18 protein-coding genes, 1 tRNA gene and 1 pseudogene are annotated in these 16,545 nt (G+C 57.1%); 13 read left to right on the top strand and 7 right to left on the bottom strand.

What is annotated here, in order from left to right; genetic code table 11:
• Positions 1 to 248: 248 nt before the first annotated feature.
• The 4 genes from AC0ZWN_RS06470 to AC0ZWN_RS06455 all read left to right on the top strand — a co-directional run bounded on the left by AC0ZWN_RS06470 (position 249) and on the right by AC0ZWN_RS06455 (position 3,251).
• On the top strand, positions 249 to 1,307 hold the full coding sequence (locus tag AC0ZWN_RS06470; RefSeq protein ID WP_476334458.1) for a PDDEXK nuclease domain-containing protein: 1,059 nt from the start codon (positions 249 to 251) through the stop codon (positions 1,305 to 1,307).
• Between the two features lie 67 nt (positions 1,308 to 1,374).
• Positions 1,375 to 2,349: an alpha/beta hydrolase family protein gene (locus AC0ZWN_RS06465; protein ID WP_476334457.1), complete on the top strand. Its 975-nt coding sequence runs from the start codon at positions 1,375 to 1,377 to the stop codon at positions 2,347 to 2,349.
• Positions 2,350 to 2,378: 29 nt separating this feature from the next.
• Positions 2,379 to 2,792 carry a hypothetical protein gene (locus tag AC0ZWN_RS06460; RefSeq protein WP_008080543.1) on the top strand — a complete coding sequence of 138 codons (414 nt, stop codon included), beginning with the start codon at positions 2,379 to 2,381 and terminating at the stop codon, positions 2,790 to 2,792.
• A 6-nt stretch (positions 2,793 to 2,798) separates the two neighbouring features.
• The gene (locus AC0ZWN_RS06455) at positions 2,799 to 3,251 is read left to right on the top strand and encodes a hypothetical protein (protein ID WP_476334455.1); all 453 of its coding nucleotides are present in this window, start codon (positions 2,799 to 2,801) and stop codon (positions 3,249 to 3,251) included.
• 312 nt (positions 3,252 to 3,563) lie between these two features.
• On the opposite strand, the gene gabP is transcribed toward AC0ZWN_RS06455, so the two are convergent.
• Positions 3,564 to 4,955, bottom strand: coding sequence for a GABA permease (gabP, locus tag AC0ZWN_RS06450; RefSeq protein ID WP_093430017.1), 1,392 nt, complete (start codon positions 4,953 to 4,955; stop codon positions 3,564 to 3,566).
• Positions 4,956 to 5,509: 554 nt separating this feature from the next.
• Between gabP and AC0ZWN_RS06445 the strand changes: the two genes are divergently transcribed.
• From AC0ZWN_RS06445 to AC0ZWN_RS06415, 7 genes are all read left to right on the top strand, one after another.
• Positions 5,510 to 6,283, top strand: coding sequence for an ABC transporter ATP-binding protein (locus AC0ZWN_RS06445; RefSeq protein WP_093430016.1), 774 nt, complete (start codon positions 5,510 to 5,512; stop codon positions 6,281 to 6,283).
• Between the two features lie 13 nt (positions 6,284 to 6,296).
• The gene (locus AC0ZWN_RS06440) at positions 6,297 to 7,049 is read left to right on the top strand and encodes an ABC transporter substrate-binding protein (protein ID WP_099757737.1); all 753 of its coding nucleotides are present in this window, start codon (positions 6,297 to 6,299) and stop codon (positions 7,047 to 7,049) included.
• Between the two features lie 78 nt (positions 7,050 to 7,127).
• Positions 7,128 to 7,820 (top strand): ABC transporter permease, encoded by a 693-nt coding sequence (locus AC0ZWN_RS06435; RefSeq protein ID WP_095047149.1) that lies wholly within the window; start codon positions 7,128 to 7,130, stop codon positions 7,818 to 7,820.
• Complete coding sequence (locus AC0ZWN_RS06430; protein ID WP_099757735.1) at positions 7,820 to 8,509, top strand: ABC transporter permease; 690 nt, start codon at positions 7,820 to 7,822, stop codon at positions 8,507 to 8,509. Before AC0ZWN_RS06435 ends, AC0ZWN_RS06430 begins: the two co-directional genes overlap by 1 nt.
• Positions 8,490 to 9,725 carry a methyltransferase gene (locus AC0ZWN_RS06425; protein WP_476334452.1) on the top strand — a complete coding sequence of 412 codons (1,236 nt, stop codon included), beginning with the start codon at positions 8,490 to 8,492 and terminating at the stop codon, positions 9,723 to 9,725. The genes AC0ZWN_RS06430 and AC0ZWN_RS06425 overlap by 20 nt, the downstream gene beginning before the upstream one ends.
• A gap of 429 nt (positions 9,726 to 10,154) precedes the next feature.
• Positions 10,155 to 10,230 (top strand) — tRNA-Thr (locus AC0ZWN_RS06420).
• Positions 10,231 to 10,506: 276 nt separating this feature from the next.
• Complete coding sequence (locus AC0ZWN_RS06415; protein ID WP_116256360.1) at positions 10,507 to 11,496, top strand: Abi family protein; 990 nt, start codon at positions 10,507 to 10,509, stop codon at positions 11,494 to 11,496.
• A 455-nt stretch (positions 11,497 to 11,951) separates the two neighbouring features.
• Here AC0ZWN_RS06415 and AC0ZWN_RS06410 read toward each other — a convergent pair.
• Positions 11,952 to 12,061, bottom strand: a pseudogene (locus tag AC0ZWN_RS06410) (helix-turn-helix domain-containing protein); the annotation flags it as partial.
• 474 nt (positions 12,062 to 12,535) lie between these two features.
• Between AC0ZWN_RS06410 and AC0ZWN_RS06405 the strand changes: the two are divergent.
• Complete coding sequence (locus AC0ZWN_RS06405) at positions 12,536 to 12,817, top strand: DUF3077 domain-containing protein (protein WP_064388945.1); 282 nt, start codon at positions 12,536 to 12,538, stop codon at positions 12,815 to 12,817.
• A gap of 42 nt (positions 12,818 to 12,859) precedes the next feature.
• Here the strand turns inward: AC0ZWN_RS06405 and AC0ZWN_RS06400 are convergent, their stop codons facing one another.
• A complete protein-coding gene (locus tag AC0ZWN_RS06400; protein ID WP_476334501.1) occupies positions 12,860 to 13,525 on the bottom strand; it encodes an RES family NAD+ phosphorylase in 666 nt (221 codons plus the stop codon).
• Positions 13,526 to 13,536: 11 nt separating this feature from the next.
• The gene (locus tag AC0ZWN_RS06395) at positions 13,537 to 13,944 is read right to left on the bottom strand and encodes an MbcA/ParS/Xre antitoxin family protein (RefSeq protein ID WP_134176230.1); all 408 of its coding nucleotides are present in this window, start codon (positions 13,942 to 13,944) and stop codon (positions 13,537 to 13,539) included.
• 333 nt (positions 13,945 to 14,277) lie between these two features.
• On the opposite strand from AC0ZWN_RS06395, the gene AC0ZWN_RS06390 reads away from it, so the two are divergent.
• Entirely contained in the window at positions 14,278 to 15,204 is a 927-nt protein-coding gene (locus AC0ZWN_RS06390) for a LysR family transcriptional regulator (protein WP_476334451.1), read from the top strand.
• Here the strand turns inward: AC0ZWN_RS06390 and AC0ZWN_RS06385 are convergent.
• Genes AC0ZWN_RS06385 through AC0ZWN_RS06375 form a run of 3 tightly spaced genes read right to left on the bottom strand, consistent with a single transcriptional unit; the run spans position 15,121 to position 16,507 of the window.
• Positions 15,121 to 15,438: an AzlD domain-containing protein gene (locus AC0ZWN_RS06385; protein ID WP_007909127.1), complete on the bottom strand. Its 318-nt coding sequence runs from the start codon at positions 15,436 to 15,438 to the stop codon at positions 15,121 to 15,123. The genes AC0ZWN_RS06390 and AC0ZWN_RS06385 overlap by 84 nt on opposite strands.
• Positions 15,417 to 16,133: an AzlC family ABC transporter permease gene (locus AC0ZWN_RS06380; RefSeq protein ID WP_454564082.1), complete on the bottom strand. Its 717-nt coding sequence runs from the start codon at positions 16,131 to 16,133 to the stop codon at positions 15,417 to 15,419. Before AC0ZWN_RS06380 ends, AC0ZWN_RS06385 begins: the two co-directional genes overlap by 22 nt.
• Complete coding sequence (locus tag AC0ZWN_RS06375) at positions 16,130 to 16,507, bottom strand: GNAT family N-acetyltransferase (RefSeq protein WP_008080517.1); 378 nt, start codon at positions 16,505 to 16,507, stop codon at positions 16,130 to 16,132. The genes AC0ZWN_RS06380 and AC0ZWN_RS06375 overlap by 4 nt, the downstream gene beginning before the upstream one ends.
• Positions 16,508 to 16,545: the final 38 nt, after the last annotated feature.

Raw genomic sequence — 16,545 nt, 5'->3', positions numbered from 1 at the left:
TAACCATAAAGCGTGAGGGCCGCGATTGTACGCACAATCAACCGCGCCCTCCGCGCCTGGCACCCGTGATTAATCGCTCGGGACCTGTACGAAATGGACTACAGACCGAAACCACCAAAAGCGCTCTTCGCCAGCAACTTCCTGCAACACCCATCCCGTCTTCCTGCTGGCTTCGCAGGCTCGGCCGACATCCTTCGCAAGCGGTTCTCGGCATGCTGACGCTTCTGTTCAATGATGCGGAAAATTCGATGAGCCAGCTGAAACCTGCTGACCTGCAAGACCCGAAAATCGATTCATTACAGGGCGATCTTGGCGAACTGATCCGTCAGGCACGGCAACAAGTGCTGCATGTGGTCGATGCGATTCAGGTTCAGACCTGTTGGCAGATTGGCCGGCATATTGTTGAGTTTGAACAGGACGGCGCCCGGCGAGCGGGGTATGGCAAGCAGTTGCTGGCCATACTGGCGAAGGATCTGACGGTTCAATTCGGGAAGGGATTTGATGAGACCAACCTGCGCAAGATGCGCCTTTTCTATCAGACCTTCCCAATTCGAGACGCACTGCGTCCCGAATTGAGCTGGACGCACTATCGCAGGCTCCTGCGGGTTGAAAGTGACAAGGCTCGCCAGTGCTACATGGATGAGTGCGCCACCCTCAACTGGTCCAGCCGCGCTCTGGATCGCCAGATCAATACGCTCTACTACGAACGCCTGCTGATGAGCCGGGACAAGGCCGGTGTGATCGACGAAGCCACAACCAACATTGCCGCCCTGAACTGCAATCCACGCGAGTTCATTCGCGACCCCGTCATTCTCGAGTTTCTCGGCCTGCCATCGCCGGGCAAGGTTAACGAAACCGGACTTGAACAAGCGCTCATTGATCACCTGCAGAGCTTCCTGCTTGAACTGGGCAAAGGGTTTTCCTTTGTCGCTCGACAACAACGCATCAGCGCCGGTGGCTCGGATCTGTACATCGATCTGGTGTTTTACAACTACTTGCTCAAATGCTTCGTGATCATTGATCTCAAACGCGGCCAGCTCAGTGCGCGTGATGTCGGACAGATGGACATGTACGTGCGCATGTACGACGAACTCAAGCGCAGTGAAGGCGACAAACCCACTGTCGGGATCATTCTGTGTTCACAGGACAACGAGGCCGTCGCGCGCTACTCAATACTCAAAGGCAGTGAGCAACTGTTTGCCAGCAGCTATAAAACGGTGCTGCCAAGTGTGGAAGAACTGCGAGCGGAGCTGCAAAGAGAGCAAGCATTGATCGAGGAACGCTTGCTCACCGAGTCCACTGAATAAGCGCTGCGGATTGTCCGCTGGATGCACTGAGACTATTGTTGCCAGCTACCCGCGAAGGTCGAGCGCCATGAGTTTTCAGGACACGCCTCCATTGCCAGCTGTGCAGCGCAAGCCGCTATTGGCCGCCGAGCTGCAAAATGAAGCCTTCAAGGAAACAGCCGCCGACGGTTTTGTCCTTGGCGGTTTCACCTGGCGCCATGCCCTGCCCGACCTTCAGCGCCCGGTGGTGATCATCAACGCCGCCACGTCCGTGCGCTGTCGCCATTACTCGCGTTTCGCGGCCTATCTGTTCGCCAATGGTTTCGACGTGATCATCTTCGACTACCGTGGCATCGGCGAATCTCGACCCGACTCAATGAAAGGCCTTGAGGCCTCGTGGACAGACTGGGGCGCGCTGGATTTCGAAGCGATGCTCAAACGCGCACAACGGGAGTTTTCCAGTCAGCCGATCGATGTGGTCGGCCACAGTTTTGGTGGCTGCGCCGCTGGCCTCGGTGAGTCGGGAAAGTTTATCCGACGGTTGGTCACCGTCGGTGCGCAGTTCGCCTACTGGCGCGATTACGCCCCCGAACAGCGCTGGCGCATGTTCGGCAAATGGCATGTGTTGATGCCACTGCTGACGCTGGTCTGCGGTTACTTCCCGGGCAAACGTCTTGGCTGGCTGGAGGATACGCCGGCCGGTGTAGTGCGCGACTGGAGCACGCCTGCAGCGCGTTACGAACAGCGCCCCAGTGGTCGCGCGTTGATGAAAAAGAGCGGCGCCCTGCCCTTCGCCAACATCCGCGCACAGACACTGGCGATCAGCATCAGCGACGATCCCTACGGCACCCTTCCCGCCATCGAACGCCTGCTCGACTACTTCAGTAACGCTGCAAAAACCCACTTGCGCATCGAACCGCAGGACATCAACGAACAACAAGTCGGACATTTCGCCTTTTTTCGCAGCGCATACCAAGCCACACTATGGCCCATCGCTCTGACCTGGCTGCAAACCGGAGAACTGGCCCCCGATACCCCCGGGCGGCAAGTGCCGCGCAGCTGAGCCCCTCTCAACGCACGACGGAACACATCATGGCCTCCGCCAACAAGCAGCAAAAACGCGCCACCCGGGCCAAAGCCAAGGCCAAACAGAACCGTACCAAACGCGCCGAAGCGCCGGTCGAGCTGGACCCGAACGATGATCGCATCGACTTCGAATCGGTGGACCTGACCGAGCTGTTCAAGAAAATGATCGACGCCGAGAAGATCAGCCAGCAAGCGCTGTGCACCGCGTTCCTCGAAGACCCGCTGCTGGAACTGGTCTACGAGCAGGAAGGCGAAGAAGGCGCGATGGATTTCATCCTCGCCGCGCTGATCGAGTATCGCCAGTGGTCGCAGGAAACCGACGAGGCCGGCGCGCTGGCGTGGATCGAATCCCCGGCCTTCCAGGCCGACTATGTGGCGGCGTCCGACGCGATCGCCGCGCAAACCCAACAGAAGAACTGAGCTCCCATGGCATCCCTGAACAAGCAACAGAAACGCGCCAAACGCGCCAAGGCCAAAGCCAAGCAAATCCGTATGGTCGGCCGCAAGCCGCTGGAACAGGACGAAGACCTCGACCACCTCGCCGAGCCGATCCCGGAATACACCCTGGCGATGTTCAGCAAAATGCGCGACGCCGAAGCCATCAGCCGCAACGAGATGCTGCTGACCCTGCTGCGTGAACTGGCGTTCATCATCGTTGACCATCCAGAACTGCTCGACATGGAAAACGCCGACAACGAAGGCATGGCCGCCACCCACCTGGCCGCCGACATGTTGATCGACTACCGCATGTGGGCCGAAGGCGCAACGATCGAAGAGGCCCAAGCCTGGCTGAGCGAACCGCAGTTCATCACCGATTTCGGGGTTGCGCTGGATGCTTATGGCAAGTCGGTTGAAGACACCGAACCCAAGTCCGAGTAATTTTTTCCGCTTCACGTCCACGCACGATCAGGAAAAGGAAGTCAGATGAAGACAGCAGACTCACGCGAGGACGGGCAAATCCCGAAAGCAGAAGACTCAGCAGCGAACCTCGAGAGCGACCCTGTTAAATCTCTCAAACAACCAACTTGGGATGAATGGTTCGACGGAGAGAAATGCAGCTCAGACTTCATGCTCTCGCGAGAGCAAAGCTGATTCGGATCTGAAGCGCAGAATATTTCGAAACCGTTAGCAGAAACAAAAACGGCCGCTCGTCATCACTGACAGCGGCCGTTTTGCATTACGCGTAACGGATCAGTTCAACACCACCGCACCACGTTTTTCCAGTTTGCGACGGCGTGCCACCAGCAAACCGGCAGCCACCACCATCAGGCTCAGCAGACCAGTCGCGAGGATCTCCACGCGGTGCGCTTCCTGAAACAACATGATGGTCAGGGCTGCGACGATGAAGATGATCACCGCGTAGGTCAGGCCCGGGAACAGCCACATGCTGAAGACGATTTTCTCGCCGCGCGCCATGCGTTGTTTACGCATACGCAGTTGCGAGAAAGCGATCACCAGGTACACCAGCAGTGCGATCGCACCGGAGCTGGCCAGCAGGAATTCGAACACCGCCGCCGGGGCCACGTAGTTGGCGAAGGTGCACAGGAACGCAGCGCCGGTGGACAGCATGACCGCCCAGTAAGGTGTGCCGCTTTTGTTGGTGCGTGTCGCCATGGCCGGCGCATCGCCACGCTTGCCGAGGGAGAAGAGCATGCGCGACGAGGTGTACAGCGCCGAGTTCAGGCAGCTGGTCACCGCGACCAGTACCACGATGTCGACGATCATCTTGGCGTTCGGGATGCCCATGCGCTCAAGCACAGTCTGGTAGGAACCGAGATTGGCCAGCGTAGGATCGTTCCACGGCACCAAGGCCACAACGATGAAGATCGACACGAGATAGAACAGGCCGATCCGCCAGATCACCGAGTTGGTGGCCTTGGAGATTTGCTTGCCCGGGTTCTTCGATTCCGCGGCCGCGATGGTCACGATCTCGGTACCCATGAAGGAGAACATGGTGGTCAGGATCGCACCCAGTACCGCGCCCATGCCGTTGGGCAGGAAGCCGCCGCTGTCGAACAGGTGCGAAACGCCGCTGACCTGGCTGTTCGGCAAAAAGCCGAAGATCGCCGCAAGGCCGAGGATGATGAAGCCGATGATTGCCAGCACTTTGATCAGTGCGAACCAGAATTCGAACTCGCCGTAATTCTTTACGCTGAACAGGTTGGTGACGGTCAACAACAAGGTGATGACCAGCGCGAACGCCCAGATGCCGACATCAGGGAACCACGCGTGCAGGATGGTTGCGGCGGCGTTGGCTTCCAGTGGAATCACCAAGACCCAGAACCACCAGTACAGCCAGCCGATGGTGAAACCGGCCCAGTGCCCGATGGCACGGTCGGCGTATGTCGAGAAGGAGCCCGTGTCCGGCGAGGCAACGGCCATTTCGCCGAGCATGCGCATCACTAAAACCACCAGGGTACCGGCGGCGGCGTAGGCCAGCAGCACGGCAGGGCCGGCGGCAGCGATGGCGTGGCCGGAGCCAACGAACAGACCGGCGCCGATTACACCGGCGATCGACAACATGGTCACATGACGCGGTTTGAGCCCCTGTTCGAGGCCATTGGAGCTTGGGGTACTGCTCATCGAAACTACCTTTGCAAGGAAAGCGATTGCGTCCGGCCCCTCTGGCATTTTCTTTCTCGTAAAAAGAAACCAACGGGGCGTTCCTTATTCTGCACGCAAGTTTTGCGCCAAAATGTTTCAAACTCTTCTGTGCCGCGGCTTTGCGCGCGACCGGACAGTCATCGCAAGTCCTTGGATTTAATGGCAATCCGCCAGAGCGTTACCCTGCGACTCACTTTTCAAACGAAACAGCGCACCAGAAACACACCGAAAAAGTGTGGGATGCACAATAAAAGAGCGATTCAGGAACGTTCGGCCGGATAGCGCTTCCAACACCCCGCCAAAGCTGGCAACATCGCGCCTTTTTTTACGCGACACCCACGGGTTTGCACGATCAAACACCCGTTCGGTTGTTGATGGGGCGACAGTCTGCTGTGCCGATGCGACAACCTGCCACATGCCACCCGTTAACCGCTCGTAGCGCTGTTGGCTGCCATTGAAACGCTATGCTAGCTTGGCCGCCTCGCCAGGAAGGCCATCCAACAGCAGGAGCGCAACATATATGAGGAACGCACATGGCTGAGGCCACGCCCGCGCTTGAAATCCGCAACTTGCATAAACGCTACGGACAGCTTGAGGTGCTCAAAGGTATCTCGCTGACCGCACGCGACGGCGATGTGATCTCGATCCTCGGTTCCTCCGGTTCCGGCAAGTCCACGTTCCTCCGTTGCATCAACCTGCTGGAAAATCCACATCAGGGCCAGATTCTGGTGGCCGGCGAAGAACTCAAGCTCAAATCCGCCAAAAATGGCGAACTGATTGCCGCCGACGGCAAACAGATCAACCGCCTGCGTTCCGAGATTGGTTTTGTGTTTCAAAACTTTAATCTGTGGCCGCACATGAGCATCCTCGACAACATCATCGAGGCACCGCGTCGCGTGCTCGGCCAGAGCAAGGCCGAAGCCATCGAAGTCGCCGAAGCGCTGCTGGCCAAGGTCGGCATCGCCGACAAGCGCCATGCCTACCCGGCGCAACTGTCCGGTGGCCAGCAACAACGCGCGGCGATTGCCCGCACGCTGGCGATGCAACCGAAGGTGATCCTGTTCGATGAACCCACCTCGGCGCTTGACCCGGAAATGGTTCAGGAAGTACTTAGTGTCATCCGCGCACTGGCCGAAGAAGGCCGTACCATGCTGCTCGTGACCCACGAAATGGGTTTCGCCCGTCAGGTCTCCAGCGAAGTGGTGTTCCTTCATCAGGGCCTTATAGAAGAGCAAGGATCGCCTCAGCAGGTGTTCGAAAACCCGCTTTCGGCGCGCTGCAAACAATTCATGTCCAGCAACCGCTAACGGAGCAACATGCATGCAGAATTTTAAAAAGGTCTTCCTGGCCGCCGCCGTCACCCTGGCGTTCAGCGCCGGTGCCATGGCCGAAACACTGAAGATGGGCATCGAAGCGGCTTACCCGCCGTTCAACAACAAAGACGCCAGCGGCAACGTGGTCGGCTTCGACAAAGACATCGGCGACGCCCTGTGTGCGAAGATGAAAGTCGAGTGCACCGTGGTCACTTCCGACTGGGACGGCATCATCCCGGCCCTGAACGCGAAGAAGTTCGACTTCCTGATCTCGTCGCTGTCGATCACCGACGAGCGCAAGGGCGCGGTCGACTTCACCGACCCGTACTACTCGAACAAACTGCAGTTCATTGCACCGAAAAACGTCGACTTCAAAACCGACAAGGACTCGCTGAAGGGCAAGTCCATCGGTACCCAGCGTGCCACGCTGGCCGGCACCTGGCTGGAAGACAACTACGGCAGCGATCTCAACGTCAAACTCTATGACACTCAGGAAAACGCCTACCTCGACCTGACGTCCGGTCGTGTCGACGCGATCCTCGCCGACAAGTACGCCAACTACGACTGGCTGAAAAGCGACGCGGGCAAGAACTACGAGTTCAAGGGCGACCCGGTTGTAGAAAGCGACAAGATCGGCATCGCTGTGCGCAAGGGTGACAACGAACTGCGCAACAAGCTGAACGCTGCCCTGAAGGAAATCGTCGCCGACGGTACCTACAAGAAGATCAACGACAAGTACTTCCCGTTCAGCATCTATTGATCCTGACCTGTGGGACTGGCGCCGTGATTGAACGGCGCCGGCTCCCGACTTTGCCTGCCGCAATTTGAACAGAAACCCATGATTATCGACCTCTACGGATTCGGCCCGGCCCTCGCTGCCGGCGCGCTGATGACCGTCCAACTGGCTCTCACCGCCCTGTGCCTGGGGCTGGTACTCGGTCTGCTCGGCGCCTTGGCCAAGACTTCCCCGTACAAGCCGCTGCAATGGCTTGGCGAAACCTACTCGACCATCGTACGTGGTGTGCCGGAACTGCTTTGGGTTCTGCTGATCTACCTCGGCACCGTCAAGACGATGAATGCGATTGGCGAATACTTTGGCAATCCAGACCTGGCGCTAAGCCCCTTTGTGGCGGGCGTAACCGCACTTGGACTGTGCTTCGGCGCCTATGCCACGGAGGTATTTCGTGGCGCCATCCTGGCCATTCCGAAAGGACACCGTGAGGCTGGTCAGGCCCTGGGCCTGTCGAAATGGCGGATCTTCACCCGGTTGATCATGCCGCAGATGTGGCGGATCGCCCTGCCAGGCCTTGGCAACCTGTTCATGATCCTGATGAAAGACACCGCTCTGGTGTCGGTCATCGGCCTGGAAGAAATCATGCGCAATGCGCAGAACGCCGTGACCTTCGCCAAGCATCCATTCACCTTCTATCTGGTCGCAGCCGTCATGTATCTGGGCCTGACCATATTGGCGATGGCCACCATGCACTTCATGGAAAAACGCGCCGCCCGTGGCTTCGTGAGGACGACGTAATGGAATGGGAAGTCATCTATAAGTGGCTGCCGAAGTTCTTTCAGGGCGCCGTCCTGACACTCGAGCTGGTGGGCATCGCCGTTATTCTCGGGTTGTTGCTGGCGATTCCTCTGGGCATCGCGCGCTCCTCCAAGCTCTGGTTTGTTCGCGCATTTCCTTACGCTTACATCTTTTTCTTTCGTGGCACTCCGTTGCTCGTACAACTGTTTCTGGTCTACTACGGCCTGGCTCAGTTCGACGCCGTACGCGACAGTTTCATGTGGCCGTATTTGCGAGAACCCTTCTGGTGCGCTGTCGCCACGATGACCCTGCATACTGCCGCCTATATCGCCGAAATCCTGCGTGGCGCCATTCAAGCGATCCCGCCGGGCGAGATCGAAGCCGCGCGTGCACTGGGCATGTCAAAGGCCAAGGCATTGTTCTATATCGTCCTGCCGCGCGCCGCGCGCATCGGCCTGCCGGCCTACAGCAACGAAGTCATCCTGATGTTGAAGGCCAGTTCTCTGGCGAGCACGGTGACCTTGCTCGAACTCACCGGCATTACCCGCACGATCATTGCCCGCAACTACCTCACCGTGGATATGTTCTTCACCGCAGGCGTCATTTACCTGCTGATGTCGTTTGTTCTCGTTCAGGCATTCAAACAGCTGGAGCGATGGTTGCGCGTCGATGCCTGCCAAGGGCGTTGACTCCTCCTGCGTGCTGACGGGCGAGGAGTTACTCGCCCGCTTCACCGCGCTGGATGCTTTTTTGATTGAGCATCAGGTGCTGTGGAAACCTCGTCCGTTCACTCATCTTTCGCTTGCCTGGGAAGCGTCCTACCCGGAGCTGGCCTTGTGGCTACGCGGGCGCTCACTGGAAGACGCGGAAAGTGCTCACAACCAACCCGCTGATCTGGCCGATGCGCCGCAGCCGTTTGCTTCATTGGCGACGCTGTCGGCTGAGCTGAGCGCGGTCGGTGAGTTGCCGGGGCATGCGCTGGAAGCTGCGGGGCATCGCTTGAATGTCGATGTACCGGGGCGCAAGTGGCAGCAGATTGAAGCGTTTGCCAGTCGTTTGTCTTTTTCCTCGCAACCGACGCACTGGCTCGATTGGTGTTCCGGCAAGGGGCATTTGGGCCGGCGGTTGTTGAGTGATGGCCAACAGTTGACCTGCGTTGAATACGATCCGGCATTGGTCGCCAGCGGTCAGGCGTTAAGCCAGCGCCATCTCCTGCACGCGCTGCATGTCGAACAGGATGTGCTGGCCGCAGACGCCTCGACCGTTTTGAGCGCTCAACACACCCCGGTCGCCCTCCACGCCTGCGGCGATCTGCATGTGCGCTTGATGCAACTGGCCAGTGCTGCCGGCTGCCAGCAAATGGCGATCGCGCCTTGCTGTTACAACCGCATCAGTCGCAACGAGTACCAGGCGTTGTCCTCTGTCGGTTTGCGATCCGTCCTACAGCTCTCGCTCGAAGATCTGGCTCTACCCATGAGCGAAACTGTCACCGCCGGTGCACGGGTCCGACGTCAGCGTGACACCTCCATGGCCCGGCGCTTGGCTTTCGATTTGCTGCAACGGCAAGTACGTGGAATAGACGAATACCTGCCCACCCCGTCCCTGCCCAGCGCTTGGTTGGACAAAACCTTCGCCGATTACTGCCGCGATCTGGCAGCGCTGAAAGAGTTATCCACAATCGGCTCGCCAGATTGGTCGACACTCGAAGCCGCCAGTTGGCAGCGATTGGCCGAAGTTCGCAACCTCGAATTGCTTCGCGGATTGTTCCGACGACCACTGGAGCTTTGGCTGAATCTGGATCGGGCACTTTTCCTCGTCGAACAGGGATACGTCGTACGCCTCGGCACTTTTTGCGACACCTCGCTCACACCGCGTAATTTACTGCTGCTCGCCGAACGCGCTTAAAAACTTACAGCCTGTGGATAACTCTGTTGATGGATTTGCCGTGGATCCAATATCTGCGCCTGTTTCGTCGCCTTAACAACACTGGTCATTTTTTGTTCACATAAATAAAAAACCTGTAAAACAGGGATTTGCGAACAAAATGAGAATGGGTTCACAAAACCTCGCCTGAGTATGACTTCGTGCCTCTCAGTTGTGCATAAGCTGCCAATCAAAACGACATAACCGCCGAATAATGGGCCCGCCGAGCGAATAATTTCGCCCTCGCGAAAGCCGAAACTCCACTGCCTGTCCTGCAAAACAGCCCTATCGTGCGTAAGGCACAAATGCTGCGTTACGCATTGCGCGTTGCTTAATTTGCCGCGATGCAAAAATAGTCTGAATTCAGGGGTTTACAGGATCTTCCCAATCGCTATAATCGTCGCCCACAACGCCGGTATAGCTCAGTTGGTAGAGCAACTGACTTGTAATCAGTAGGTCCCGGGTTCGACTCCTGGTGCCGGCACCATACAAAACGAAGCCCCTGCAGAAATGCAGGGGCTTTGTTGTTTCTGGCGTTTGGAACTCCAAGGAGCTTCAGCATCGCTGAGATGCGATCAGCGACGCCACTCAATCAACAGACCAACTCAGCCCGCGCGCCTCGACCCGTTACAATTTCACATCAGCCCAACATTGACGGGCTCTTACACCTACCTATAATGCACCCCAACACACCCGCCAAGCCTAGGTTGACCCTGTCAGCAAGCTCAAATCGTGCGGGTTTTTTTTGCCTGGAGAAAGCTACATGAGGCCCTTCGACAAGCCGGCCCTCAGCGTAGAACAGCAATTGGAACTGCTAAAGCAACGAGGCCTGCAAGTCGCAAACGACGAGCGCGCCATGCGTTTCCTAGAAGTGGTCACGCTGTTTCGCTTGAGCCCCTATATGCGCCCTTTTCAGGAAACAAACCCTGAACACACCTTCAAACCTGGTAGCAGTCTGAAAGCAGTCGTCGACATCTACCGTTTCGATGGTTCGTTGCGACGCATTACCATGGATGCTATCGAACGTGTCGAAGTCGCCATACGAGCGACTATCAGCAATCACATGTGCCCGAAGTACGGGCCTGACTGGATAGCTGATGCGTCAATCTTCTCCTCGTCATACTCTCATTCGGATTTATTGCGGCCCCTGCGAGATCAACTGAGCAAGGAACGCAACAAACTTGGACGTGAGATTGATCGTATAAAAAAGAGCAGCCGAGCAGATCAGATCCAGCAGCAGCGAATTGAAAATCGCACGCGCGATAACTATTTTCGATTCTACGGATCAACATATTCCAATCCCGAGTTGCCGCCCGCTTGGGCTGTTCTGGAAGAGCTTAGCCTTGGGACGGTATCCACCCTGTTCAATGCCATAGGCAAAAGCGTCGACAAGAAAGCGATCGCGAGCAGATTCAATCTCCCCTTCGAAGTACTGGCCTCCTGGCTCCACACTTTGACCTTCATTCGAAACTGCTGCGCCCACCACTCACGACTATGGAACAGAGAGCTCTCGATTCGACCATCCTTACCTAAAGAATGGGTCATCCAAAATGCACCTGGCGATCGGCCTCAGCCCAAGCAGCGGCTATTCATAGTACTAACGATGCTAGCGTATCTAACCGATTTGATCAGTCCAGACAGCCATTGGAAATTTCACTTGGCCGAAATGATGGACGAAAGAGAGCCGGGTTATTTGAGACTTATGGGATTTCCAGATGACTGGAAACGGCAACCGCAATGGTGTTTGGGGTAGGGAAAACATACGTCTTGTTTTTTTGCCATTGCGTCTGGAGAAATGTCAGGAGCGAACGCAGGCCTAAAGCAAAATGTGGTGCCTAAACCACAGATTGCCAACCGTGGATCCGTTCGTCCGGTACCGCACCATACAAAACAAAGCCCCTGCAGAAATGCAGGGGCTTTGTTGTTTCTGGGCGTCTATATCTTTAACCGCGTTTCACCTTCAGTAGAAATAGAGTCTCTCCTCCGCACACGTCGATCTAATTGCCAGACGCCCTTCTCCCAAAAAGCACAGCTTCTGACCAAAACGCTCAAATTTCCGCTTTTATGCCAAATTATGAACTGGCAATAATTATGGCGTGCCCATAAAAAGTGTAATTGCATGAGCAGCGCTTCTCAGCTCACTGAACCGGCGGGGTGAATGGCAACCCGGTTTCCCAGTCCAAGAGTGCTTGATGCCTCGACGCTTTGTTCCTCCGCCGCAGAGAGCAGCATCTGCGTTACGCGCGCGGCCTCACCGGCCTTCATCTGACGTACAGACTCCAGTAAATCCTGCTGGAATGCTCCAGTTCATCGACCATCGCTGATCTCCTCGTTTTGTTGCTTAGAAAAGGCGAAGGACAAGTCGTGACCGACAAAACGCATTGCGCGACATCCTGCGAAATTTGTTGTAACGAGAAGCCAAGCAAAGCCACTACGGGCCACGATTGTGCATCGGCTCTTCCTCAAGCTAACGTTCAGTTCGTCGCTGCCAATTCAGCGACCGGGCCTGATAACCCGGGTAAGATACAGGCGCACCAGCGCCCCAACTCACGTTTGCCGGCGCATTTTTTGTGTCTGCATTACAGTGCAATGGCGGCTGTGCGTGGGAGACCTTCGGGTCTGCCGGGTTCCTGTATCTCCGGTTTATCAGCCCGCGCATAGCTGCCCCCCATTCGTCTGATAACGAATTGGCAGCTCTCATTTGATACAGGGAGTTAACAAATGAAAGGCATTGATCCGTCAGCACACCGGTCACTTCAAGTCCGTCCATCTCGAACGGCAGGTGAACCGAAATGACCCACTCTCAAGATCTGAAAACCCTGGGCCTCACCCACTTTTCCTTCCACTCCAATCAAGCGATGTTCCGCACCAATCGTGGTGTTCCCGTAATCGCCGCCCTTTCCCACGCCTCACACTTGCTTCACATTTCACGACTGCTCACTGCGGACACCTCAGTCTCGCGCGACCCTGATCTTCACGCTTATGCCTCGCAGTATCTGCAGGAGTTAAGCAAGGCGTTGATCGATGATGTCGTGAAAGTGATGGATGCGCCGCCGGACAAGCCGTTGATGTAAACGCCGGTTTAAGGCCCTCGTTGATGCGAGGGCTTTTGCGTTTCAGACCTGACTGATCTCAAACACAAACGAAATCTTCTGCTGACTCGCACTCCACACATAGCGCAAATGCTTACCCTGCTTCGGGATCGACACTGCCGGTGGTCGAAACGCCGCGATGCATTCATGGCCCGGCAGGCGAACGCTGTTGTAGAGCAGTCCCCACGACTCGGTTTCGCGCAGTTGCCGGGCGAATAGCTGAGACGGCCCATAAGCCTCCGGATCCGGATTGTGCAGCTCGGGGTGATCGTGACGAATGTCGTGTAACGCTTTAACCACCCGATTGACGTAAGTGCGCATGGTCAACTCAAGATCTGCTTCCTGAGTCGCCGCAAGAAATCGTTCCTGGTGATAACAGGTTTCGGAGATGGCTGCGGCTTGGCTGCTCGCAGCGTAGTAAACGCCGAAGGTGCCGTCACAGAAACGACTGCGTTTGCCAATATGAGTAAACGCAGCCATCACCGGAGTCGAGCCGGGGCCGGAGAGTCGATCTTCGGGACGCACTCGGGCAAGAACCCCGGCCTGTTCGATCAGGCGATCGTTGGTCAGCGCTTCCAGCGCGTAGGCAACTTCCAGGTCTTCGGGATCGAGCACGTCTTCGAACAGCGCAATCGGCGGAAAGCTGCTGTTGACGATCCGGTAGGCTCGCGGCCATTGCACATCAACCAAATCGGGCACTTTCAACCGCGCACCCCGTCGAGGTAGCGACGCACATCGGCGATATCGACCACTCGACCCGCCAGCATGTAATCCAGCGCCGTTTGGCCATTGAATGGCGCTGCCGTGTTCGGACTACTGACCCACGTGTAGGCACGCTCACGGCTGTTGCTGAAGATGATGCTCAACGCCTTGTGAATGCCCATCAGGTAGGAGATGCGCTCAAGGGTGTCGTTAGGCAGACGTATGTTCGGCAGGTGTTTGTATTTATAGAACGTGGTGTTGCCCACGCCGCCGAGTAGTGTGCGTTGCTGCTCGGCGCTGCAGCCCCAGCGCTCCATGAGGTTGAAGAAGAACTTCAGCGCGACGCGGCCGGCTTCGGGGGCGTCGAGTTGCTCGCGTGAGGTGAGGGCAGGGGATGAGGTGGGCATTTAGCCGCCTCCTTGATTAGGTACCTGAATATGAGCCTAGTACAGATACGGATACAAATTAATTTTTAATACATAAGCGAATAATAATTCCGCTAGGAATCGGCGACAAAAACCCATCTCACGCACCAAAACCACGCACTTTTTTTGACCCCCATCACCCCCACGTCACCAAAAACCCCGATCCTGTGTCAGCCTCCAGCCATCGGCGAGGACATCAATTCGCTACTAAACCCGCGACAACTATGCTCAGGTACAGGAATATAGCCAGCATATGGCGCCTGACCGGCAGTCTCGTAAACAACAATACCCAGCCCACTTTAGAGGGCATTACCCATGGATAGCAGAACCTTACGCAACCTCATGCGCATCGTGCAGACCGGCTCGTTGTCGGCCGCAGCCGAGCATTCGTGCCTGACTGTGCAGGCCTTGGCCGCGCAGTTGAACAAGGTCGAAGAGCAGTTCGGTTTCCGCTTGTTTCGACGTTCCAACAAAGGCCTGACGCTGACGCCGCAAGGCACTGAGCTGACGCCTTATATGGACAAAGTGCTCATTGCCACGCAACAGATGGAAGAGAAGGTCGAGGCGCTGAAGGTGCCCGGCCAGCGTACGTTGAAGGTGGCGTTGAACAACACTTTGGCGGCTGACTTCAACCGGCGAATGATCGGACGCCTGATCGAGGTGTTTCCCGATTATCAGATGGAATTCAGCTACGCCGAGTCGATGGAAAATCTCAGCAAGCTGAAGAACGAAGACTTCGACCTCGCGGTGCTGATCGGCCCGCAGCGGCCGGGCTTGCCGAGTATCGTCCTGCCGGATGTACAGGTGCAGGTGGTTGGCGCCCATTGTGGTCAGGAGAATGATCCTCTGACCTTGCTGGGCAACAAGTTTCAAGTACGTCCTGCGGAAGATTGTCCGTATTCCCACAGCTTTTTGCGTTTTCTCGACGCCGGGCTAGGCAATCACGAGAACGGCCAGCGCATGGTCTATTCGTGCAGTGAAACGTTGACGCTGTCGCTGATAACGCAGATGGATGCGGTCGGCATGGTCTCGCGTGAAGCTGCGCAGAAGAACGGCCTGACGATTTTCCCCGGGTTCGAGGATTTTCTCGAAGTGCGTCTGGCGGTGAACAATCCGGAGTTGTCGAACCAGGCACTCAACGATGTCGTCGACTTGCCGCTACATGAACGAGCCGAGCGCAATGTACGCAGCCGTCCCAACCGCCACACTGAGAAAGAGGTTTTTGCTGAAATACGCACATAACAACGTCGGAATCGCGGCATAGAATTCCGGGCGATCGAGCTGTATGTGCTGATCCTTGATCAACAAGGGTGTCAGGCTGATCGCAGCGACGATCGCCACCGGCAAGTATTCCAGCGCCCGCGCAATAAACGGCGGCCAGTGCTCGGTGTTGACCTGTAGTGGCAGCGCGCGTGGCAGGAAAGTCACGGCCATCATCAGCGCAACCACCAGAATCAGGAACGTTTGGTCAGGCATACACCCACTCCGCAGCCCACAAACGTGGCAATAAACACATTGAACGGCGAGCTGCCGACCAGGCTCAGCGCGCCCATGCACAACACCGCGGCCGCAGCAGCGATGAGTTTGTTGCGCGTGTTGCACAGCGACACCAGCACGTAGAGCATCATCGCGGTCAGGGCGTAGTCGAGCTGATATTTGATCAGGTGCGCCGCGTACTGCGCGCAGACCGCGCCGAGCAAACCGCCAAGCACCCACGAGGTGTGGCAGAACAGGTTGAAGCCAATCAGATAGCGCACGTTGACCGGCGCGCCGGTGCCGAGTTTGACGCTGTGGAACGCGAAGGATTCGTCCGTCAGGCCACCGGCATAAGCCCAGCGTTCCATCCGGCTCAAACCGAGAGCGCGCAGGGCCTTGGCCATGTAAACCGACATCAGCATGTGCCGCGCGTTGATCAGAAACGTGGTCAGCACAATGGTGGTCAGCGAGGCACCGCTGGAGATCAGCGCCAGCGCGGCGAATTGCGAAGCGCCGGCATACACGAACAAACACATCGCCACCGGCAGCCACATCGGCAGGCCGGCGTTGACAGCCATCAGCCCGAACACGAACGACACCGTGAAGTAGCCGGCGATAACCGGGCTGGCTTCGGCAAACGTGCGCGATGGCTGATGGGCAGCCATCAGCGGCGCACTGCCGGACGTTTCATTCATAGATCCCTCTCAAATGTCCGTTCGCCATGAGGCTCGCAAAAACCCTGGGCAGTCCAAAAACGCTTGCCCGCGAGGTTAGCATCGTCGACGAACAGAAACATCCGTAACACGCCGACCCTTTTCATATCGGACGACGCCGCTTCAACCAGGCGTTGACCGACGCCCTGGCTGCGATAGCGCGGGCTGACCGCCAGATGATTGATCGTGCCGCGACTGCCGAGCATGCCACCGAGCACCGCGCCGACAATTTCGCCAGCGACGTCGAAGGCGAGATAGGCCGTGGTGGTTTTCTGGATCAGCACGCCGCGCAGGCACTTGGCGTCCTGCCATTCGCAGAAGGACACTTCGTCGAACTGGCGGAAGAAGCGCTCCATGCGCTGCGCATCCTTGGCCGTGGCGCGTCGCAGCACCA

The sequence above is a fragment of the Pseudomonas sp. 3B-A001-10F genome (assembly GCF_056313565.1).
This window is presented reverse-complemented; position numbering and strand designations above follow the sequence as displayed.